Consider the following 20,662-nt stretch of genomic DNA (forward strand, 5'->3'; position numbering starts at 1 on the left):
ACAGACATCACGAAAGCGGCGCGAGCGTCGACAGCAATGCGCGGGCATCGGCGCGCGTCGCGGCATCGTTCGATTCGATGACTTCGTTGATCAACGTGCGCGCGCCGACGACGTCGCCGAGATCAATGTATTCGACGGCCAGATCGAGTTTGTTGCGGGCGATCCGCGCGAGCTCTTCCGGTGTGAATGCGGGCACCGCCTGCGACGGGCCGGGCGGCAATTCGAGGTCGAAATCGAGGTTCAGCGCACCGAACGGCGCGGCGCCCAAGCCCGCGACGGCAGCCGCGCCCGCCGTGCCCGCGACGATTTCATCGGCGGCGGCGGGCGGCTCGGGCGCGTGCTCCGGCATCGCCTGCTGCGCCGTGATATCCGGCGCAACGACGGGCTGCGTGGTGAGCGACGCAGGCGGCGTCACAGCGGGTGCGTCCGGCGCGGCCGGCAAGTCAAAGTCCGCCGCGGGCTCAGCGTGCTCGGTGCGCGGCGGCAACGCGAAATCGTCGAGGCTGTCGAGCGCGCGGATGGCGTCGCGCGGGAAATCGTCCGCGATGGCGGGTCCCAGCGGCGGCGGTTCGCCCAACGGGAAACGCTCGGGCGTCGACGGCTGGTCGGGCAACGCGAGCGAGTCGTCGTCGGGCAGTGGCTCGATCAGTTGTTCGTGCTGAGCGGCCGGTTCGACATGGCCCAGTTGAATCGGCGGCGTGTCGGGCGAGATGGGCGGCTCGAACGTCGGCTCGCGAAACGCCGTGTCCGGCGCCGTGCCGAGATCCAGCTTGAGCGGTGCGGGCGTAGTTTCCGGCGCTTCTTCCGATGCTTCGAGTGCTCGATGCGCTGTCGGCTCTATGGGCGCGTGAATCGGCGCTTCATCGAGCGACGGCTCGACGCGCGTGGTTTGAGCAGCACGATCGGCCGCCTGCGCAGCCTGTTCGCGCGCGACCTGTTCCTGCGCGGCAGCCTCGGCGGCACGCGCTTCCTCGCGTGCGGGGTCGAGCGACTCGCGCGGCAATGCGTCGGCGCCCAGCGACGCAGCCGCCGCCAGACCCGCTTCAGCCGACGCGGCGTCGAAGGTTTCAGGCTCCGACTTCGTTTCGCTTTCGGCGACGACGGGCGCAGTCGGAGCGGCGTGCGCTGCTGGATGCGTGTCGGCGGGCGAAGGCGACGGTGCTTTCGGCGCGGCAGGCGTTTCGTCGCGGACCCGTGCCGCGTCCGGCGCGACGCGCGGCATTGCATCGCCGGGCGCGGACGCCTCGCTCGCCGCTGCCTCGCTCGCCGCAGCCTCTTCGCGCGCGGCCTTGCGGCGCCGGCGCATCGTCAGACCGGCCAGCAAAGCCACGAGCGCCGCGCCGACGACAGCCGCCACGCCCAGATACTCCTGCGGAATACTGGCGGGTCCGCTGGCTGGGTGCGTCGTCGCCGGTGCAGCTGTCGGCGAAGCGGGCATCGCATTGGCGGGCGCGCTGGCGCCAGCCGTCGAACCCGAAGGCTGTGTCGCGCCGGGCGCGGTCGCAGCACTCCCGTTCGACGCCGGCTGCTTGCCGATGCCATGCTTCTGCAATTCCATCAGCACGCGGTTCTTCAGCGCCAGCAACTGCTGCAAGCTCGAAACCTGCGGATGCGCCTGCGACGCGGGCTGCGCGCCGGCAGCCGGTGCGCCGCTCTGGATCGAGCCCGTCCACGCATGCGCGCCGCTCGCCGCCGATGCCGGTGGCGAAGCCGTGCTCGCAGCCTGCGAGCCAGCAGCGGGCGTCATTTCGGCCGTCGCTGGCGCGCTGGCGCCCTGTGAAGACAGCGCCGCAGCCGCCGACGAAGCCGCCGTTCCAGCGGCCGCGCTCGCGCCCGTATCGGCCGGTGCCGCGGGCGTCTGCGCCGCTGGCGCTGCCGCTGATGTCGTCACGGAAGCGTTAGACGCTGCCTGTGCCGTCAATCCCGACGCGGACGCCAGCCCCGCTGCCGCAGCCGCGCTGGCTGCCGCGCCGGTCGCATCGACGGGCGGCAGGTTCAGGACGGCACCCAGCCGCAAGCGGCTCGGATCGTGCCCCATGAACGCATTCGGATTCGCGTCGAAAATCGCTTTCGCCGCGCGCGCCAGCACCGCGCGATCATGCGACTGCGTGAGCGCAATCGCGGCATCGTTCAGCGATTGACCCGGCTGAACGGTGAATTGCGTCGCGCCAGCGTCCGCACCCGACGGCGCGCCGGCCGTTGCGGCGGCGCTCGCCGCACCCGTGGCGGCCGCTGTCTGCGCGAATGCCGCGCCGGGAGTCGAAAGTGCGCCGGCAAATACGATCGCGACTGCTGCCGCGATCTGATGCGAGCCGCTGCGCAAGGCGGCGGGAAGAGTCTGGAATCGGGCCGTCATCGGGACCTTTTTTGCATGGCCATACGGCGCATGTTGAAGAGTGTTGGCGACAAGATTCGGTAATGCCCAAATGAAAAAAGCGTCACGAGAATCGCGACGCTTTCTAGAGTTTTTTACGCGTCGTTGAACTGATCGCGCGTAGTTTACTTTACTTGTCGAGCAGAATGCGAAGCATACGACGCAGCGGCTCCGCAGCGCCCCACAGCAGCTGGTCGCCGACCGTGAACGCGGACAGGTATTCGCCGCCCATCGCCAGCTTGCGCAGACGGCCGACAGGAACCGTCAGCGTGCCCGTCACCACGGCGGGCGACAGATCGCGGATCGACGCTTCGCGCTCGTTCGGCACGACCTTCACCCAGTCGTTTGCCGATGCGAGGATGCCGTTCACTTCGTCGAGCGGCACGTCCTTCTTCAGCTTGATGGTCAGCGCCTGCGAGTGGCAGCGCATCGCGCCGATGCGCACGCAGAGGCCGTCGACAGGGATCGAGCCCGGCTCGCCCATCGCGGGCTTGCCGAGAATCTTGTTGGTTTCCGCGCCGCCCTTCCACTCTTCCTTCGACATGCCGTCGCCGAGATCCTTGTCGATCCACGGGATCAGCGAGCCGGCGAGCGGCACGCCGAAGTGGTCGGTCGGCATGCGTTCGCTATTCATCGCAGACAGCACGCGACGGTCGATGTCGAGAATCGCCGACGACGGATCAGCCAGGTCTTCCTTCGCCGCGCCGTAGAGCGTGCCCATTTGCTGCAGCAGTTCGCGCATGTTTTGCGCGCCCGCGCCCGATGCGGCCTGATACGTCATGGCCGTCATCCAGTCGACGAGGTCTTCGCGGAACAGGCCGCCCAGCGCCATCAGCATCAGGCTGACCGTGCAGTTGCCGCCGATGAAATTCTTCTGGCCCTTGACCAGCGCATTCTTGATCACGTCGAGGTTGACAGGATCGAGAATGATGACAGCGTCATCCTTCATGCGCAGCGCCGACGCCGCGTCGATCCAATAGCCGTTCCAGCCCGCTGCGCGCAGCTTCGGGAACACTTCGTTCGTATAGTCGCCACCCTGGCAGGAAATAATGGCGTCGCACTTCTTCAGGTCGTCGATGCTTGTCGCATCTTTGAGCTTGGTCTCGTTCTTGGCGAACGACGGCGCATTGCCGCCCGCGTTGCTGGTGCTGAAAAACACCGGTTCGATCAGATCGAAATCGCGTTCCTCTTGCATACGCTGCATCAGGACGCTGCCGACCATGCCGCGCCAACCTACGAGACCTACGTTCATGACTTACCCTTCGAGTGGACACTTCCCCGCAACTTTGCCCGGCGTGACCGCGCGGGGAAGATGGGCGGGCACGACGGACGATCAGCGCTTCGTGATCGTTTTCGGGGTAATCGTTTTGGTAGTAATGGCGAGCGCAACCACGCGGGCCGTTTTGCCGCGCAGTGTCGAAATCGAGGTGATTTGAGGAATCGTCGCCATCATCGGAGTCTACACGAAAACCCGCTTTTTGCGGCGCGTACGCCGTTTTGCGTGAATCGGCGCGAAATCGGCCGATTCACGCGTATTTGCCTGTAAAACAGCGCCGTTACAGCGCCGCGACAACGGCATCGCCCATCGCCGATGTGCCGACCTGCAGGCAACCCGGCGTGACGATGTCGCCCGTGCGATAGCCCTGCTCCAGCACCTTCTTCACGGCGTTTTCGATGCGGTCGGCCTGCTCGGCCTTGTTCAGCGAATAACGCAACATCATCGCGGCCGAAAGAATTGTAGCGAGCGGATTCGCGATGCCCTTGCCTGCGATATCAGGCGCCGAACCGTGCGACGGCTCGTACAGGCCCTTGTTGTTCTTGTCGAGCGACGCCGACGGCAGCATGCCGATCGAGCCCGTCAGCATCGCGGCTTCGTCGGACAGAATGTCGCCGAACATGTTGCCCGTGACGATCACGTCGAACGACTTCGGCGCCTTCACGAGCTGCATCGCCGCGTTGTCGACGTACATGTGCGACAGCTCGACGTCCGCGTATTCGTTCGACACGTCGATCATGACGTCCTTCCAGAACTGCGACGTTTCGAGCACGTTCGCCTTGTCGACGGACGTCAGCTTCTTGCCGCGCTTCTGCGCCGCCTGAAACGCGACGTGCGCGATGCGGCGGATTTCGGGTTCCGCATAACGCATCGTGTCGAAGCCTTCCTTCGCGCCTTCGAACAGACCGTCCGGCGCCTGGCGCACGCCGCGCGGCTGGCCGAAGTAAATGTCGCCGTTGAGTTCGCGCACGATCAGGATGTCGAGGCCCGACACGATTTCCGGCTTCAGCGACGAAGCGCCCGTCAGCTGCGGATAGCAGATCGCCGGGCGGAAGTTCGCGAAGAGCTGCAGATGCTTGCGCAGGCCGAGAATCGCCTGCTCCGGGCGCAGCGAGCGCTCGAGCGAATCGTATTTCCAGTCGCCGACCGCGCCGAACAGAATCGCGTCCGCTTCCTTCGCGAGCTTCAGCGTGGCCTCCGGCAGCGGATGGCCCGCCGCTTCGTAACCCGCGCCGCCGACGGGCGCCTCTTCCAGCTCGAACTTCTCGCCGAGCACGTTCAGCACCTTGACTGCTTCCTTGACGATTTCCTTGCCGATGCCGTCGCCCGGCAACACTGCGATCTTCATGCGTATTCCTTGTTGATTTCTATCAGGCCTTCACCGGGCGCTTCAACGCGTGAGCGTGAGCATGAACGCGCGCTTCAGCGCACGAGGCGGTGATTCAGCCACGGCTGCTTCGCGATGCGCTCCGCTTCGAACTGGCGGATCTTGTCCGCGTGACGCAGCGTGAGGCCGATGTCGTCGAAGCCGTTCAGCAGACAGTACTTGCGGAAAGCGGCAACCTCGAACGGATACTCGGTGCCACCGTCCGTCGTGCGCACGACCTGCTTGTCGAGATCGACGGTCAGCTGGAAGCCGGTGAACGCAAATGTTTCGTTGAACAGATGGTCGACCTGCTGCTCCGTCAGAACGATCGGCAACAGGCCGTTCTTGAAGCAGTTGTTGTAGAAAATGTCCGCGAAGCTCGGCGCGATGATCGCGCGGAAGCCGTACTGTTGCAGCGCCCACGGCGCGTGTTCGCGCGAACTGCCGCAGCCGAAGTTCTGGCGCGCGAGCAGGACAGACGCGCCCTGGTAACGCGGCTGGTTCAGCACAAAATCGGGATTCAGCGGACGCTTCGAGTTGTCCTGACCCGGCTCGCCGTGATCGAGGTAACGCCACTCGTCGAACGCATTCGGACCGAAACCCGTGCGCTTGATCGACTTCAGGAACTGCTTCGGAATGATCGCGTCGGTGTCGACGTTCTCGCGATCGAGCGGCGCCACGACGCCGGTGTGTACGATGAATTTTTCCATGACGCTTTCGCCTGTTCGAAGCCGGACGGCGCGCGCTGTGCGCGGCAGGCGCGTCCGGCGAATCAAAAACCGCTTACTTTGCCGCCTTGTCGCTGATCGACCCGCCCAGATGCTGCAGGTCTTCGCCAAAGCCATGCACCGTGTTGCAACCGGCGAGTCCGAGCAGCAGCCCGGCGAGCGTCGCGAGTGCGAATCGGCGCAGAAGTGCGATGCGATCGATATTCATGTTGCGAGTCATCCCAGCTTGCGAATGTCGACGAAATGCCCTTCGATGGCGGCGGCCGCGGCCATCGCGGGGCTCACGAGGTGTGTGCGTCCGCCCGCGCCCTGACGGCCTTCGAAGTTGCGGTTCGACGTGGACGCGCAGCGCTCGCCCGGCTCGAGCCGATCGGCGTTCATCGCGAGACACATCGAGCAGCCCGGCTCGCGCCATTCGAACCCGGCGTCGGTGAACACCTTGTCGAGCCCTTCGCGCTCGGCTTGCGCCTTCACGAGACCCGAGCCGGGCACGACCATCGCGAGACGGACGTTCGACGCGACGCGTCGACCGAGCTTCTTCACGACCCACGCGGCCGCGCGCAGGTCTTCGATGCGCGCGTTCGTGCACGAACCGATGAAGATCTTGTCCGGCTTGATCGATTCAATCGGCAGATTCGGTTCGAGCGCCATGTACTGCAGCGCGCGTTCCATCGCGTCGCGCTTCACCGGGTCTTTCTCTTTCTCCGGATCGGGCACGCGGCCGTCGACGGATGTGACCATTTCCGGCGACGTGCCCCACGTGACCTGCGGCACGATGTCGGCGGCGTTCAGCTCGACCACGCGATCGAAATGCGCGTCCGGGTCTGACTTGAACTGCTTCCAGTACTCGACGGCCTGATCCCACTCGACGCCTTCCGGCGAGAACGGACGGCCCTTCAGGTATTCGACCGTCGTATCGTCGACGGAGACCATGCCGGCGCGCGCGCCCGCTTCGATTGCCATGTTGCAGACGGTCATGCGGCCTTCCATCGACAGCGCGCGAATCGTCGAGCCGCCGAATTCGATTGCGTAGCCCGTGCCGCCCGCCGTGCCGATCTTGCCGATGATCGCGAGCACGATGTCCTTCGCGGTGCAGCCGCGCGGCAACGCGCCTTCGACCTTCACGAGCATGTTCTTGCTCTTCTTCTGCAGAAGCGTCTGCGTGGCCAGCACGTGCTCGACTTCCGACGTGCCGATGCCGTGCGCCAGCGCGCCGAATGCACCGTGCGTCGACGTGTGCGAGTCGCCGCAGACGATCGTCATGCCCGGCAGCGTTGCGCCCTGCTCCGGCCCGATGATGTGCACGATGCCCTGGCGCAGGTCGTTCATCTTGAACTGCGTGATGCCGAACGCGTCGCAGTTCGAGTCGAGCGTATCGACCTGCAGCTTCGACACGGGATCGGCGATGCCGTGGCTGCGATCCGTGGTGGGAACGTTGTGATCCGACACAGCCAGATTCGCGCTGATGCGCCACACCGGGCGCTCCGCCATCTTCAGGCCTTCGAACGCCTGCGGGCTGGTCACTTCGTGCAGCAGATGACGGTCGATGTAGAGAATTGCCGTACCGTCTTCTTCCGTGTGGATCACGTGCGTGTTCCACAATTTGTCGTAGAGAGTCTGTGCCATGGTATGCGGGGTAGTAATGACAACGGGCAGTTCGTGTCCGGTCGATTATGCCACGCAGTTGGCGCCAGGGGCTCACCAGCCATCGAAAAAACCGATAAAAAACATGGAGTTGGCTGGTAGTGCCGATACCTGTATCGGCACTACCAGCGGCGAGCGTTTTTCTCCTGCTGGGCCCGGCACCCGCGCCTGACACCTGCGTTTTGGCGCCTGCGTTTGGCGCCCGCGTTTGGCACCCGCACGCTCGCCTCAAAGATCGAACCCAAGTTGCGCGCGGCCGAGCGGCGTCAGGTCGCTTTCGGTTGCGCGCCCGATGAAGTCCGTTTCGAAGTGATCGGACGGAAAATCGGGCGGGCTCTCGCCGCGCATGAAGCTCGGCAACTGGCGCTTCAGATACGCCTCGTTCTTCGCGCACCAGGGCGCCGACGCGATATACATCACGTTGCTATAGCCGCTGCCGCGATGCGCGTCTTCGACGGAATGCACGACGTCACAGTGCCAGAACACAGCGTCGCCCGGCTGCATGTGAGGAATCGGCGTGACGGCTTCGAGCAGCAACGCGTGCCATTCGCGCTTGATCGACAGCGCGCGAGACGGTTGCGCACCGCACAACTCGTCATCGGGGACGTCGTCCTGAAGCGCGCGCAGCAGGATGTAAGGCATCGCGTTCGCGATCGGGACCAGTTGCAGCGTGCCGTCGCCGGGACCTTGCGCCGTCAGCGCCGTCCAGCCCTGGAACGTGCGGAACATCGAGCACACGGCGGGCGACGGAATCTCTTCGGCATCGGGACGGAATGCGGCGTCGTATGCATCGTAGGCACGCCAGTTGCCCGATAGCACGTGCCGATAGACCTTCCGATAATTCGGATCGAGCCATCGTTCGACCGAGCCGCCGTCGACGTGCGGCGACAGGCCCAGTGACTCCGAGCCCGGCGGCCGCCTGCGGATACGATCCGCGTAGACGGGCACGCGATCGGGATCGAAGTGGCGCTTGCCTTCGCTTTCCGCGCGCCACAGCCGGTTGAGAAACACGCGCGTGTTCGTCAACTGCTCGGACTGGCGCGCAAGCGTCTGAGGCTTCGACCAGTACACGCCGTAGATCTGCGGCTTGCTCGACGCCAGCGTGCCGAAGTACTTGTCCTCCGCGCGATGCGCGAGCCGGTCGTCGAGATGGTTGCGCGCGACGTATTGCGCGATTTCTTCGTTCCATTCGCTCGCCTGCTGCGGATCGAACACGCGGCGCACGACACACGCGCCGCGCTCCTTGATGCGCGCGACGACGCGAGGATCGACGTCGCCAGACGCAATCGACGCATAGTCGAATACAGGAATCTCCTCCTCGCCGCGTTCGCGCTCGCGGCGGATCGCTTCGACCTGCTGGGCGATCGTGCCTTCGACTTCGCGGAACACCCGCGCATAGTCCGGCAGCGCGTCTCTCAGCGCGCGTTTCGTGCTGCGAATCGCCTCGGGTATGTTGTTGATGATGAGTGGCATGGCATGTCTCCATTGGACTGATCGTGTACCGCCAGATTAGGCATCTTCGACAGGCACCGGCGATGCAATCCAGCCATTTATCGATACAATCCGGACACGCAGTCAACGCCGCCATACCGCGTGAGGCAAGACAGCCAGGAGCCGCCGATGAAGCCGCAATACGAACGCGTGACGATTCCCGACGGTTGCTCGGTGCGCGTCTATCACCGGCGGCTCGCGCAGATTCCTTTCGAATGGCATCACCATCCGGAATACGAACTGACGTTGACGCTGAACAGCCGGGGCCGCCGCTTTATCTGCGATCACGTCGACGATTACGCCACCGACGATCTCGTGCTCGTGCCGCCCGACATGCCGCACACGTGGGCGTCGACGGCACCCGTCGATGCGGCGCGTCCACAGGTGGCGATCGTCGTGTGGTTCAGCGGCGACTGGGCGCGGCGCGTGGCCGACTGCTGCCCCGAGTTTGCGCCGCTTCCCAAGCTATTGCGGCGCGCCGCGCCGGGCCTGCATTTCGACCCGGCCGCGACCGCCATGATGCGCGGGCAAGTCGATGCGCTGCTCGATGCCGAACCGCGCACGCGTCTTTCTGCCGTGCTCGACATCCTCGCCCGGCTTGCCGATGCCGACGCGCAGCCGCTTGCGTCGCCATCGGCGCACACGGCCAAGCCCGACGAGATGGCCTCCGAGGCCGAGCGCCTGAACCGCGTGCTCGACCTCATCGACAGGCGCTTCGACGAACCGCTGCGCATCGCCGATCTGTGTGCCGTCGCGCATCTTTCCGAGCGCTCGCTGCATCGTCATTTCATGCGGCACGTCGGCGAAAGCGTGGGCCGCTATCTGAGCCGCGTGCGCATCGGCTACGCGTCGCGTCAACTGACGGCGACGACGTGGCCCGTTTCCGTGATCGCGACGAAAGCGGGCATTCCGAATCTCGCCAACTTCAACCGGCAGTTCTTCGCGACGCGCGGCATGACGCCGAGCGCGTGGCGCCAGTTCTTCGAAACGCACGGACACGCGCCCGCCGGCACGCCGCAGCCCCCGCTCGACGTGCGCCCGCCGTCGCTGGAGCAGACCACCAGGCGCAAACGGACGGCGCGCACAAAATAAAACACCCCGACGGCGAACCATCGGGGTGTTTCTGTCGATGCGTTTGACGCGTGCTCGAGGCGCTAGCGTGCCCGTTGCTTAGCGCTTGGCGATCGGCTTTGCTTCACGCGGCGTTTCGCCGATGAAGAGCTGACGCGGACGGCCGATCTTCTGCTCGGGATCAGCGATCATTTCGTTCCACTGCGCGATCCAGCCGACAGTACGCGCCATCGCGAAGATGCACGTGAACATCGACGTCGGGATGCCCAGCGCGCGCTGCACGATGCCTGAGTAGAAATCGACGTTCGGATACAGCTTGCGCGACACGAAGTACTCGTCTTCCAGCGCGATTTTTTCGAGCGCCATCGCGAGCTTGAACAGCGGGTCGTCGTGCAGGCCCAGTTCATTCAGCACTTCGTGGCACGTTTCGCGCATCAACTTCGCGCGCGGATCGTAGTTCTTGTACACGCGGTGGCCGAAGCCCATCAGCTTCACGCCCGAGTTCTTGTCCTTCACCTGCTTGATGAACTCAGGAATGTTGTCGACCGAGCCGATTTCTTCCAGCATGTTCAGCGCCGCCTCGTTCGCGCCGCCGTGCGCCGGGCCCCACAGACAGGCGATACCGGCTGCGATACACGCGAACGGATTCGCGCCCGACGAACCGGCGAGACGCACCGTCGACGTCGACGCGTTCTGCTCGTGGTCTGCGTGCAGGATCAGGATGCGGTCCAGCGCGCGGACCAGCACGTCGTTGACCTTGTACTCTTCGCACGGGTTCGAGAACATCATGCGCATGAAGTTCGCGCTGTACGACAGATTATTCTGCGGATACACGAACGGCTGGCCGATCGAGTACTTGTACGCCATCGCGACCAGCGTCGGCAGCTTCGCGATCATGCGGATCGCGGAAACTTCACGGTGACGCGGGTTATTGATGTCGAGCGAGTCGTGGTAGAACGCCGACAGCGCGCCGACTGCGGCGACGAGAATCGCCATCGGGTGCGCGTCGCGGCGGAAACCGCGGAAGAAGAACTGCATCTGCTCGTGAACCATCGTGTGGTTCGTGACCGTCTTCACGAACTCGTCCTTCTGCGCCTGGTTCGGCAGATCGCCCTTCAGCAGCAGGTAGCACGTTTCCAGAAAGTCGGCATTCTGCGCGAGATTGTCGATCGGGAAGCCGCGATAGAGCAGCTCGCCCTTGTCGCCGTCGATGTAGGTGATCGCCGAGTTGCACGACGCCGTCGACATGAAGCCCGGATCATACGTGAACTTGCCGGTTTGACCGTACAGCTTACGGATGTCGATCACGTCCGGGCCCATCGTACCCTTGTAAATCGGCATTTCAACGCTCGGCGAGTTGTCGCTGAACGATAGCGTGGCTTTAACATCTGACGGGGTCATAGCACATCCTCAATCGAAAGTATGGAAACAGGGTTTCGATAATTGCACGCCTGGATCAAACTTACCTGCGCACCTGTGACGCTCACACAGTGCGCAGCATCTCCAGCACCCGCGCGACGTCGGCGTCGGCGAGGTCGCCTTCCGGTTCCTTGCGTGCGAGAAGCAAGTCCATCAGGTCGTTATCGCTCAGTTCGAGCAGGCGCGTGAGCGCGCCTACGTCCGCATCACTGAGGTCATGCTCATATCGGCTGAAAAAACGTTCGAAGATCAGATCGTTTTCCAGCAGGCCGCGCCGCGCGCGCCAGCGGAGACGCGCGCGGCGTAGAGGGTCGGACTGATGCGATGATCCGTCCATCTCAGACAGCACGGCGAACCATCAATTCCTTGATCTTGCCGATCGCCTTCGTCGGATTGAGGCCCTTCGGGCACACGTCGACGCAGTTCATGATCGTATGGCAACGGAACAGACGGTACGGGTCTTCCAGGTTGTCGAGACGCTCGCCCGTCGCCTGATCGCGGCTGTCCGCGATGAAGCGATAGGCTTGCAGCAGGCCCGCCGGGCCGACGAACTTGTCCGGGTTCCACCAGAAGCTCGGGCACGACGTCGAGCAGCTGGCGCACAGGATGCACTCGTACAGGCCGTCGAGCTCGTCGCGTTCTTCCGGCGACTGCAGACGTTCCTTTTCCGGCGGCGGCGTATCGTTGATCAGGTACGGCTTGATCGAATGGTACTGGTTGAAGAACTGCGTGAAGTCGCAGATCAGGTCGCGCACGACGGGCAAGCCCGGCAGCGGACGCAGCACGATTTTCTGCGGCAGGTCGTTCAGGTTCGTCAGGCAGGCAAGACCGTTCTTGCCGTTGATGTTCATCGCGTCCGAACCGCACACGCCTTCACGGCACGAACGGCGGAACGACAGCGTTTCGTCCACTGCCTTCAGCTTGACGAGCGCGTCCAGCAACATGCGCTCGTGCGAGTCGATGTCGATCTCGTACGTCTGCATGCGCGGCGCGGCGTCCTTGTCCGGGTCGTAGCGGTAGATTTCAAAAGTACGCTTGGCCATTTCTCAGATCCTTTGATGTGCCTTAGAAGGTACGCGCTTTCGGCGGCACCGATTCGACGGTCAGCGGCTGCATGTGAACCGGCTTGTAGTCGAGGCGATTGCCTTCGCTGAACCACAGCGTATGGCGCAGCCAGTTCTCGTCGTCGCGATGTTCGAAGTCGCTCTGCGCGTGCGCGCCGCGGCTTTCCTTGCGAGCCTCCGCCGACACCATCGTCGCGCGCGCCACTTCGATCAGGTTCTCCACTTCGAGCGCTTCGATGCGCGCGGTGTTGAACACCTTCGACTTGTCCTTCAGATGGACGTGAGCCGCGCGCTCCTTCAGTTCCTTCATCTTTTCCACGCCTTCAGCCAGCAGCTTCGACGTGCGGAACACACCTGCGTGCGCCTGCATCGTCGAGCGAATGTCCCCCGCGACAACCTGCGCGTATTCGCCGGAGCTGGAGTTGTCGAGCTTCGCGAGACGCGACAGCGCGAAGTCGGCAGCGTCGGCCGGCAGCGGCTTGTGTTCCTTGATTTCCTTCACGTGCTTGACGATGTGGTTGCCGGCGGCGCGGCCGAACACCACGAGGTCGAGCAGCGAGTTCGTGCCCAGGCGGTTCGCGCCGTGGACCGACACGCACGAGCATTCGCCGACGGCATAGAAACCGTTGACGGGCTCTTCGTGACCCTTCGACGTACCCACGACCTGGCCGTGGATGTTCGTCGGAATGCCGCCCATCTGGTAGTGAATGGTCGGCACGACGGGGATCGGCTCCTTGATGCAGTCGACGTTCGCGAACTTCAGCGCGATTTCGCGGATCGACGGCAGACGCTTCATGATCGTCTCCGCGCCGATGTGCGACAGGTCGAGCAGCACGTGGTCCTTGTTCGGACCCACGCCACGGCCTTCCTTGATTTCCTGGTCCATCGAACGCGAAACGAAGTCGCGCGGCGCCAGGTCTTTCAGCGTCGGCGCGTAGCGCTCCATGAAGCGCTCGCCGTCCGAGTTGCGCAGAATGCCGCCTTCGCCGCGCACGCCTTCCGTGATCAGCACGCCAGCGCCCGCCACGCCCGTCGGGTGGAATTGCCAGAACTCCATGTCCTGCAGCGCGATGCCCGAGCGGGCCGCCATGCCGAGGCCGTCGCCCGTGTTGATGAACGCGTTCGTCGATGCTGCGAAGATGCGGCCCGCGCCGCCCGTGGCGAACAGCGTGGTCTTGCCTTCGAGGATGTAGACGTCGCCCGTTTCCATTTCGAGCGCGGTCACGCCCAGCACGTCGCCATCGGCGTCGCGGATCAGGTCCAGCGCCATCCATTCGACAAAGAACGTCGTCTTGGCCGCGACGTTCTGCTGATACAGCGTGTGCAGCAGCGCGTGGCCGGTACGGTCAGCCGCCGCGCAAGCGCGCTGCACCGGCTTTTCGCCGTAGTTCGCGGTGTGGCCGCCGAACGGGCGCTGATAGATCGTGCCGTCCGCGTTGCGGTCGAACGGCATGCCGAAGTGTTCCAGTTCGTACACGGCGTTCGGCGCTTCGCGGCACATGAACTCGATCGCGTCCTGGTCGCCGAGCCAGTCGGAGCCCTTGATCGTGTCGTAGAAGTGATAGTGCCAGTTGTCTTCGCTCATGTTGCCGAGCGATGCGCCGATGCCGCCTTGAGCAGCGACCGTGTGCGAGCGCGTCGGGAAGACCTTCGACAGCACGCAGACCGACAGGCCCGCGCGCGCGAGTTGCAGCGACGCGCGCATTCCGGAGCCGCCCGCGCCGACGATGACCACGTCGAAGCGGCGACGCGGCAGAGAATTCTTGATTGCAGCCATTCTTTTACACTCTCCAGAGAATCTGCGCAGCGTAGCCCGCGCAAGCGAGCAGCCAGACGATCGTCAACGCTTGAAGCAGAAGGCGCGTGCCAACGGGCTTGATGTAGTCCATCCAGATGTCGCGCACGCCGACCCAGGCGTGATAGAACAGCGACAGCAGCGTGACGAAGGTGGCGAGCTTCATCCACTGCGTAGCGAAGATCGCGGCCCAGCCGTCGTAAGAGAATGCCTGCGCGCCGAAGAACCAGCACAGCAGGATGATGGTGTAGACGGCCATGATGACGGCCGTGACGCGCTGTGCGAGCCAGTCGCGCAGACCGTAGTGAGCGCCGACGACGAGGCGCTTCGAGCCAACCCGGTTATTAGCTGACATTTTTTTAGAATGCTCCGAACAGTTTGAGCGCGAATGCGATCGTCAATAGCGACGACACGACGAACACGACGATCGACGTGTTCTTGCCGCGTTCCTTCGACACAGCGTCGTGGTTCATGTCCATCAACAGGTGACGGACGCCGGCGCAGAAGTGGAACAGGAACGCCCACGCGAGAACGAGCGTGATGAGCTTGACGATGATGTTGGACAGGAAGCCCTTGAAAACTTCGAAACTGAGTTCAGATGTGAGACTCTGATCGAAGAGGTACAGCAGGAACGGAAGGAAGATGAAGAGCAGTCCACCGCTCAAGCGGTGAAGGATCGACACGCGCCCCGCGAGAGGAAGACGATACGACGTCAATATCTGCCCGATACCGATGTTCCGGAATTCCGGCCTCGGTTTTTTTACGGCTTCAGCCATGCTAGACCCCTACTATGTAGTCACACTAATCTGCAATTTTAGCGCCTTTTTATTTCGCGCTGCAGCGAAACCCCGCACAAGACAGCGTTACGCCACGCGCACGTAAAGGCACATGCAAGCCTCGCCGCAAGCCCACGGCAAAGCTGCTTCGCTCAACTCAAGTCGTTCTGATAGTAATACCCGGTTGTGACATACCATCCTCGTCGAACTTCGACGGGACGGTCCCCATAGGTATAGGACACGCGCTCCACGGATAACAGGGGAAATCCCGTCGGCACATGCAGCAGATCGGCAACGGCCGGGTCCGCGGCAACGGCGCGAATCTTTTCCGATGCTCGGATCATCCGCGTGCCGAACTCCGTTTCGAACATCGCATAGAGCGGCCCCTTGTACTCTGACAGGCGCTCGAGCGTCAGCCCGCGGAACACGCCGCCCGGCAGCCAGATCTCGTCGAGCACGGTGTCTTCGCCGTCGAAAGTCAGGAGACGCTTGATCAGCACGACGGGATCGGCGGGCTTCATATCCAGTTGCCGCGCAATCTCCGCTGACGCGCGCAGACGCCGGCATTCGAGCAGCCGGCTGATATGCGGATGCTCGGCGCCGTCGTCGGCGAGAAGGCGCAGGAAGCGGAACTGGGCGCGGTCTTCGTTGTGCGTGGCAACAAACGTGCCCTTGCCCTGGCGGCGCACCAGCAGGTTGTCGGCGGCGAGTTCGTCGATCGCCTTGCGCACGGTGCCCTGGCTGACCTTGTAACGCGCGGCCAGCTCGACTTCACTTGGGATGATCTCGCCGGGCTTCCATTCACCCGATTCGAGACTCTGCGTGATGAGCGCCTTGATCTGCTGATAGAGAGGACTGAAGGTCGGCGATGGAGCCGGCGTGGAGACAGGCGCGCCGTCACCCGCGCCGGACGCGCCGGGAGGGTTTGCTGTGCTGGCCTGGTTCGAATTCATGCGCGCATTTCAACACAAAGCGCCTCGCGCCGTCCAGATTTTTTGCCGCAATAATTATGTCTTATATAAGACATAAGATACTGTTGACTTTGTGCCTCCCGAATCCTACACTCCTTGTCGAGCAAGGGTTTGCGGGTAGTGCCACGCATTTTTGACACCGCTTTGTGTCAACAGCGTGATGCACCGAAAGCCACCCTGCATCACGCCGTTCCCTCACGCAGTCCAGGTTTCGCTTCGCCCTGCATTGCCCGGCATGCGCCGTCAATGCCCGCCGAAACGCGCTGTTTGCAGGAGCCCGCGCCATGCAGCGGCCACGTGCGGCATCGCCGCGAGGCGAGCCTCGCCAGCATCCCCCGTTCCCCGCGCTCGGCAGCACCGATTATCCGGCATGGCGGTTTCGCCGGCGGCGTGCCTTCTGGCCTTCTCGTGAGCGCCCGCAAGGCTCGCGCAGCGAATTTGCCGTGCTTAAACCACGCTTCGCGTAACGCGCATATAGAATGGCGTTTTCCCTAGCGTTCAACGCATCGTCCTGGAGATTTCTCAATGGCTAAGCCCGCAAAGCGCGTTGCCGTCACTGGCGCCGCAGGTCAAATCGGTTACTCCCTGCTGTTCCGTATCGCCAATGGCGACATGCTCGGCAAGGACCAGCCGGTCATCCTGCAGTTGCTGGACCTGCCGCAAGCGCAAGCCGCCGTCAAAGGCGTCGTGATGGAACTCGAAGACTGCGCGTTCCCGCTGCTCGCGGGTGTCGTGGTGACTGACGATCCCAAGGTTGCGTTCAAGGATGCCGACGTCGCGCTGCTGGTCGGCGCGCGTCCGCGTTCGAAAGGCATGGAGCGTAAAGACCTGCTGTCGGCGAACGCCGAAATCTTCACGGTTCAGGGCAAGGCGCTGAACGAAGTCGCAAGCCGCGACGTGAAGGTGCTGGTCGTCGGCAACCCGGCGAACACGAACGCGTACATCGCAATGAAGTCGGCACCCGATCTGCCGAAGAAGAACTTCACCGCCATGCTGCGCCTCGACCACAACCGCGCGCTGTCGCAACTGGCGGCCAAGTCGGGCAAGCCGGTCTCGTCGATCGAAAAGCTGGTCGTGTGGGGCAACCACTCGCCGACGATGTACCCGGACTTCCGCGTCGCAACGGCCGAGGGCAAGGACCTGACGAAGCTGATCAACGACGACGAATGGAACCGCAACACCTTCATCCCGACGGTCGGCAAGCGCGGCGCGGCGATCATCGAAGCGCGCGGCCTGTCGTCGGCGGCTTCGGCGGCCAACGCAGCAATCGACCACGTGCGTGACTGGGTGCTCGGCACGAACGGCAAGTGGGTGACGATGGGCATTCCGTCGGACGGCTCGTATGGCATCCCCGAAGACATCGTCTACGGCGTGCCCGTGACGTGCGAAAACGGCGAATACAAGCGTGTCGAAGGCCTGTCGATCGACGCATTCTCGCGCGAGAAGATGGACAACACGCTGAACGAGCTGCTCGAAGAGCGCGACGGCGTTCAGCACCTGCTCGGCTAATCGCCGGATGCAGACACGAACCGGGACTCCGTTGCAACGCGGCGGGTTCCGGTTTTTTACGTGCGATCTCTTGCATGGCGTTCTGCGCATCAGACGGCATGCAGCGGATCGCAACTGATCCGAACGCGTTTTGGTTCATCTGCCTGTTCGACCTGCTTCGATGCGACCTGCTTCGACGCAAGCCAAAACGGACAGAACGCGTCCGAATCGGAATTTTCAAACACGCTCCCGACGCCGATAATGCGCGCACTGACTCCCGCCGAAGTCCTGTTTGACGGCGAAGCGCCGCCTGCCGTGCTGCCTGCCTGCGATCACTACGCGGGCAGCGAAAAGCTGATGCTCAAATCGCTCTCGTTGCAGCAGCAGCTCGGGCCCGTCTTCGATGTCACGCTCGACTGCGAAGACGGCGCGCAAGTGGGCCGCGAGGCGGAGCATGCCGAGCTTGTCGGATCGCTCGTCGGCGGCGAGCACGACCGGTTCGGCCGCGTCGGCGTGCGCATTCACGATTTCAACCACGCGCACTGGCGCGACGACGTGCGCCTCATCCTGCGCGCCGCGAAGCGCGCCCCTGCCTACATCACGCTGCCGAAAGTCCGCCACGTGCCCGATGCCGCCGAAATGTGCGCGTTCATCGAAGCCACGCGGCGCGAGCTCGGCATCGCGAAGCCCGTCCCTGTCCATCTGCTGATCGAAACGCACGGCGCATTGGCGCGCGTGTTCGATCTCGCCGCGCTGCCGGGCGTCGAGGCGCTGAGCTTCGGCCTGATGGACTTCGTGTCCGCGCACGACGGCGCGATTCCCGACAGCGCGATGCGCTCGCCGGGCCAGTTCGATCATCCCCTCGTGCGGCGCGCGAAGCTCGAGATTTCGGCGGCTTGCCATGCGCATGGCAAGGTGCCGTCGCACAACGTATCGACGGAAGTGCGCGACATGGACGTGGTCGCGAACGACGCGCTGCGCGCGCGCAACGAATTCGGCTACACGCGCATGTGGAGCATCCACCCCGCGCAGATTCCCGCGATCGTGTCGGCCTTTGCGCCGCGCGACGAAGAAATCGCGACGGCGACGGAAATCCTGCTCGCCGCGCAGTCGGCGCAATGGGGCCCGACGCGCCATCGCGATTCGCTGCACGATCGCGCGAGCTATCGCTATTACTGGTCGGTGCTGCGCCGCGCCCGCTCGACGGGCCGCGCTGTACCCGCCGAAGCCGCGCCGCTTTTCGGGCCGAACGACATGCCCACGACGAAGGAGTCCGCATCATGAGCACGACCGCACACACGTCCGCAGGCGCCGCGTTTCGCGCGGCCGTCGCCGCCGAAAAGCCGCTGCAGGTCGTCGGCACGATCAACGCGAATCACGCGCTGCTAGCGCAACGCGCGGGCTTCAAGGCGATCTACGTATCGGGCGGCGGCGTCGCGGCCGGCTCGCTCGGCTTGCCCGATCTCGGCATCTCGACGCTCGACGACGTGTTGACCGACGTGCGCCGCATCACCGACGTGTGCGATCTGCCGCTGCTCGTCGATGTCGATACGGGCTTCGGCCCGTCGGCGTTCAACATCGCGCGCACCGTGAAGGCGCTGACGAAAGCGGGCGCGGGCGCGATGCACATCGAAGACCAGGTCGGCGCGAAACGCTGCGGACACCGGCCGGGCAAGGCGATCGTGTCGCAAGCCGAAATGGTCGACCGCGTCAAGGCGGCCGTCGACGCGCGCACCGATCCGGACTTCGTCGTCATGGCGCGCACGGATGCGCTCGCCGTCGAAGGCTTGCAGTCGGCCATCGACCGCGCGTCGGCATGCGTCGAAGCAGGCGCGGACATGATCTTCCCCGAAGCGATGACGGAGCTCGGCATGTACAAGCAGTTCGCGCGGGCCGTGAAGGTGCCCATCCTCGCGAACATCACCGAGTTCGGGGCGACGCCGCTCTTTACCGTCGAAGAGTTGCGCGGCGCGGACGTGTCGCTGGTGCTGTACCCGCTGTCGGCGTTCCGCGCGATGAACAAGGCGGCCGAAAACGTTTACACGGCAATCCGCCGCGACGGTACGCAAAAGGCCGTCGTCGAGACGATGCAGACGCGGGCCGAACTGTATGACCGCATCGGCTATCACGCGTACGAGCAGAAGCTCGACGCGCTGTTCAGCCAGAACGCGCAGAAAAACGGGCAAGACAACTAACGCAAGCGGCACATCAAGGAGACCCCTGGCATGAGCGATACGACGCAAGCGGCTGCACCCGAAACGACAGGCGGCTTCAAGCCGAAGAAATCCGTGGCCCTGTCGGGCGTGACGGCGGGCAACACCGCGCTGTGCACGGTCGGCAAGACGGGCAACGACCTGCACTATCGCGGCTACGACATTCTCGACATCGCGGGCGCCTGCGAGTTCGAAGAGGTCGCGTATCTGCTCGTGCACGGCAAGCTGCCGAACGTCGCCGAACTCGCTGCGTACAAGTCGAAGCTGAAAGCGTTGCGCGGGCTGCCCGCGAACGTGAAGGCCGTGCTCGAATGGATTCCCGCCGCCGCGCATCCGATGGACGTGATGCGCACGGGCGTCTCCGCGCTGGGCACCGTGCTGCCGGAGAAGGACGATCACAACCTCGCGGGCGCGCGCGACATCGCCGACAAGCTGATGGCCTCGCTCGGCTCGATGCTGCTGTACTGGTATCACTACTCGCACAACGGCAAGCGGATCGAAGTCGAAACCGACGACGATTCGATCGGCGGCCACTTCCTGCATCTGCTGCATGGCGCGCAGCCGTCGAAGTCATGGGTCGACGCGATGCATGTGTCGCTGAACCTGTACGCGGAGCACGAATTCAACGCATCGACGTTCACGGGCCGCGTGATCGCGGGCACGGGCTCGGACATCTATTCGGCGATCACGGGCGCGATCGGCGCGCTGCGCGGGCCGAAGCACGGCGGCGCAAACGAGGCCGCATTCGAGATCCAGTCGCGCTACCAGACGCCGGATGAGGCGGAAGCCGACATCCGCCGACGCGTCGAGAACAAGGAAGTCGTGATCGGCTTCGGCCATCCCGTCTACACGATCTCCGATCCGCGCAACAAGGTGATCAAGGACGTGGCGAAGAAGCTGTCGAAGGAAGCGTCGAACATGAAGATGTTCGACATCGCCGAGCGGCTGGAGACGGTGATGTGGGACGTCAAGAAGATGTTCCCGAA

The 20,662-nt window shown here is 63.9% G+C and carries 19 protein-coding genes; 5 read left to right on the forward strand and 14 right to left on the reverse strand.

Annotation, left to right across the window (positions count from 1 at the left end; translation table 11 throughout):
• Positions 1-7: 7 nt before the first annotated feature.
• The 7 genes from GCT13_RS13845 to GCT13_RS13875 all read right to left on the reverse strand — a co-directional run bounded on the left by GCT13_RS13845 (position 8) and on the right by GCT13_RS13875 (position 8,861).
• Positions 8-2,356, reverse strand: coding sequence for a FimV/HubP family polar landmark protein (locus GCT13_RS13845; RefSeq protein WP_152758833.1), 2,349 nt, complete (start codon positions 2,354-2,356; stop codon positions 8-10).
• A gap of 148 nt (positions 2,357-2,504) precedes the next feature.
• On the reverse strand, positions 2,505-3,626 hold the full coding sequence (gene asd / locus GCT13_RS13850) for an aspartate-semialdehyde dehydrogenase (RefSeq protein ID WP_152758835.1): 1,122 nt from the start codon (positions 3,624-3,626) through the stop codon (positions 2,505-2,507).
• 304 nt (positions 3,627-3,930) lie between these two features.
• Positions 3,931-4,998 (reverse strand): 3-isopropylmalate dehydrogenase, encoded by a 1,068-nt coding sequence (leuB, locus tag GCT13_RS13855; RefSeq protein ID WP_152758837.1) that lies wholly within the window; start codon positions 4,996-4,998, stop codon positions 3,931-3,933.
• 74 nt (positions 4,999-5,072) lie between these two features.
• A complete protein-coding gene (leuD, locus tag GCT13_RS13860; protein ID WP_087735654.1) occupies positions 5,073-5,726 on the reverse strand; it encodes a 3-isopropylmalate dehydratase small subunit in 654 nt (217 codons plus the stop codon).
• Positions 5,727-5,799: 73 nt separating this feature from the next.
• Positions 5,800-5,964, reverse strand: coding sequence for an entericidin A/B family lipoprotein (locus GCT13_RS13865; protein WP_087735655.1), 165 nt, complete (start codon positions 5,962-5,964; stop codon positions 5,800-5,802).
• Positions 5,961-7,370 (reverse strand): 3-isopropylmalate dehydratase large subunit, encoded by a 1,410-nt coding sequence (leuC, locus tag GCT13_RS13870; protein ID WP_152758839.1) that lies wholly within the window; start codon positions 7,368-7,370, stop codon positions 5,961-5,963. Before leuC ends, GCT13_RS13865 begins: the two co-directional genes overlap by 4 nt.
• 246 nt (positions 7,371-7,616) lie before the next feature.
• Positions 7,617-8,861, reverse strand: a complete 1,245-nt coding sequence (locus tag GCT13_RS13875; RefSeq protein WP_152758841.1) for a DUF1479 domain-containing protein — start codon at positions 8,859-8,861, stop codon at positions 7,617-7,619.
• 147 nt (positions 8,862-9,008) lie between these two features.
• Here GCT13_RS13875 and GCT13_RS13880 point away from each other — a divergent pair, with 147 nt between their 5' ends.
• A complete protein-coding gene (locus tag GCT13_RS13880) occupies positions 9,009-9,971 on the forward strand; it encodes a helix-turn-helix domain-containing protein (protein ID WP_152758843.1) in 963 nt (320 codons plus the stop codon).
• Positions 9,972-10,049: 78 nt separating this feature from the next.
• On the opposite strand, the gene gltA is transcribed toward GCT13_RS13880, so the two are convergent.
• From gltA to GCT13_RS13915, 7 genes are all read right to left on the reverse strand, one after another.
• A complete protein-coding gene (gene gltA / locus GCT13_RS13885; protein ID WP_152758845.1) occupies positions 10,050-11,351 on the reverse strand; it encodes a citrate synthase in 1,302 nt (433 codons plus the stop codon).
• A gap of 82 nt (positions 11,352-11,433) precedes the next feature.
• On the reverse strand, positions 11,434-11,706 hold the full coding sequence (locus GCT13_RS13890) for an FAD assembly factor SdhE (RefSeq protein WP_090871098.1): 273 nt from the start codon (positions 11,704-11,706) through the stop codon (positions 11,434-11,436).
• A 1-nt stretch (position 11,707) separates the two neighbouring features.
• Positions 11,708-12,412: a succinate dehydrogenase iron-sulfur subunit gene (locus tag GCT13_RS13895; RefSeq protein WP_152758848.1), complete on the reverse strand. Its 705-nt coding sequence runs from the start codon at positions 12,410-12,412 to the stop codon at positions 11,708-11,710.
• A gap of 22 nt (positions 12,413-12,434) precedes the next feature.
• A complete protein-coding gene (gene sdhA / locus GCT13_RS13900) occupies positions 12,435-14,210 on the reverse strand; it encodes a succinate dehydrogenase flavoprotein subunit (RefSeq protein WP_152758849.1) in 1,776 nt (591 codons plus the stop codon).
• A 4-nt stretch (positions 14,211-14,214) separates the two neighbouring features.
• Complete coding sequence (gene sdhD / locus GCT13_RS13905; protein WP_152758851.1) at positions 14,215-14,583, reverse strand: succinate dehydrogenase, hydrophobic membrane anchor protein; 369 nt, start codon at positions 14,581-14,583, stop codon at positions 14,215-14,217.
• Between the two features lie 4 nt (positions 14,584-14,587).
• Positions 14,588-15,004 carry a succinate dehydrogenase, cytochrome b556 subunit gene (gene sdhC / locus GCT13_RS13910; protein WP_152758853.1) on the reverse strand — a complete coding sequence of 139 codons (417 nt, stop codon included), beginning with the start codon at positions 15,002-15,004 and terminating at the stop codon, positions 14,588-14,590.
• 152 nt (positions 15,005-15,156) lie between these two features.
• The gene (locus tag GCT13_RS13915) at positions 15,157-15,957 is read right to left on the reverse strand and encodes a GntR family transcriptional regulator (RefSeq protein WP_152758855.1); all 801 of its coding nucleotides are present in this window, start codon (positions 15,955-15,957) and stop codon (positions 15,157-15,159) included.
• Between the two features lie 543 nt (positions 15,958-16,500).
• Between GCT13_RS13915 and GCT13_RS13920 the strand changes: the two genes are divergently transcribed.
• The 4 genes from GCT13_RS13920 to prpC form a co-directional block, all read left to right on the forward strand.
• Positions 16,501-17,484, forward strand: a complete 984-nt coding sequence (locus GCT13_RS13920) for a malate dehydrogenase (RefSeq protein ID WP_152758857.1) — start codon at positions 16,501-16,503, stop codon at positions 17,482-17,484.
• 240 nt (positions 17,485-17,724) lie between these two features.
• The gene (locus GCT13_RS13925) at positions 17,725-18,747 is read left to right on the forward strand and encodes an HpcH/HpaI aldolase/citrate lyase family protein (RefSeq protein ID WP_152758859.1); all 1,023 of its coding nucleotides are present in this window, start codon (positions 17,725-17,727) and stop codon (positions 18,745-18,747) included.
• Complete coding sequence (gene prpB / locus GCT13_RS13930; RefSeq protein ID WP_152758861.1) at positions 18,744-19,658, forward strand: methylisocitrate lyase; 915 nt, start codon at positions 18,744-18,746, stop codon at positions 19,656-19,658. Before GCT13_RS13925 ends, prpB begins: the two co-directional genes overlap by 4 nt.
• Positions 19,659-19,688: 30 nt before the next feature.
• A partial coding sequence (gene prpC / locus GCT13_RS13935; protein ID WP_152758863.1) for a bifunctional 2-methylcitrate synthase/citrate synthase occupies positions 19,689-20,662 on the forward strand: 974 nt, incomplete at its 3' end.

The sequence above is a fragment of the Paraburkholderia franconis genome (genome assembly GCF_009362735.1).
Classification (GTDB): domain Bacteria; phylum Pseudomonadota; class Gammaproteobacteria; order Burkholderiales; family Burkholderiaceae; genus Paraburkholderia; species Paraburkholderia franconis.

Coding starts and splice junctions, on each gene's coding strand:
- GCT13_RS13845 (WP_152758833.1), bottom strand. CDS start 2,356: ATGACGGCCCGATTCCAGACTCTTCCCGCCGCCTTGCGCAGCGGCTCG.
- leuB (WP_152758837.1), bottom strand. CDS start 4,998: ATGAAGATCGCAGTGTTGCCGGGCGACGGCATCGGCAAGGAAATCGTC.
- leuC (WP_152758839.1), bottom strand. CDS start 7,370: ATGGCACAGACTCTCTACGACAAATTGTGGAACACGCACGTGATCCAC.
- GCT13_RS13880 (WP_152758843.1), top strand. CDS start 9,009: ATGAAGCCGCAATACGAACGCGTGACGATTCCCGACGGTTGCTCGGTG.
- sdhD (WP_152758851.1), bottom strand. CDS start 14,583: ATGTCAGCTAATAACCGGGTTGGCTCGAAGCGCCTCGTCGTCGGCGCT.
- GCT13_RS13915 (WP_152758855.1), bottom strand. CDS start 15,957: ATGAATTCGAACCAGGCCAGCACAGCAAACCCTCCCGGCGCGTCCGGC.
- GCT13_RS13920 (WP_152758857.1), top strand. CDS start 16,501: ATGGCTAAGCCCGCAAAGCGCGTTGCCGTCACTGGCGCCGCAGGTCAA.
- prpB (WP_152758861.1), top strand. CDS start 18,744: ATGAGCACGACCGCACACACGTCCGCAGGCGCCGCGTTTCGCGCGGCC.
- sdhC (WP_152758853.1), bottom strand. CDS start 15,004: ATGGCTGAAGCCGTAAAAAAACCGAGGCCGGAATTCCGGAACATCGGT.
- gltA (WP_152758845.1), bottom strand. CDS start 11,351: ATGACCCCGTCAGATGTTAAAGCCACGCTATCGTTCAGCGACAACTCG.
- asd (WP_152758835.1), bottom strand. CDS start 3,626: ATGAACGTAGGTCTCGTAGGTTGGCGCGGCATGGTCGGCAGCGTCCTG.
- GCT13_RS13925 (WP_152758859.1), top strand. CDS start 17,725: ATGCGCGCACTGACTCCCGCCGAAGTCCTGTTTGACGGCGAAGCGCCG.
- GCT13_RS13895 (WP_152758848.1), bottom strand. CDS start 12,412: ATGGCCAAGCGTACTTTTGAAATCTACCGCTACGACCCGGACAAGGAC.
- GCT13_RS13890 (WP_090871098.1), bottom strand. CDS start 11,706: ATGGACGGATCATCGCATCAGTCCGACCCTCTACGCCGCGCGCGTCTC.
- leuD (WP_087735654.1), bottom strand. CDS start 5,726: ATGGAAAAATTCATCGTACACACCGGCGTCGTGGCGCCGCTCGATCGC.
- sdhA (WP_152758849.1), bottom strand. CDS start 14,210: ATGGCTGCAATCAAGAATTCTCTGCCGCGTCGCCGCTTCGACGTGGTC.
- GCT13_RS13865 (WP_087735655.1), bottom strand. CDS start 5,964: ATGACTCGCAACATGAATATCGATCGCATCGCACTTCTGCGCCGATTC.
- GCT13_RS13875 (WP_152758841.1), bottom strand. CDS start 8,861: ATGCCACTCATCATCAACAACATACCCGAGGCGATTCGCAGCACGAAA.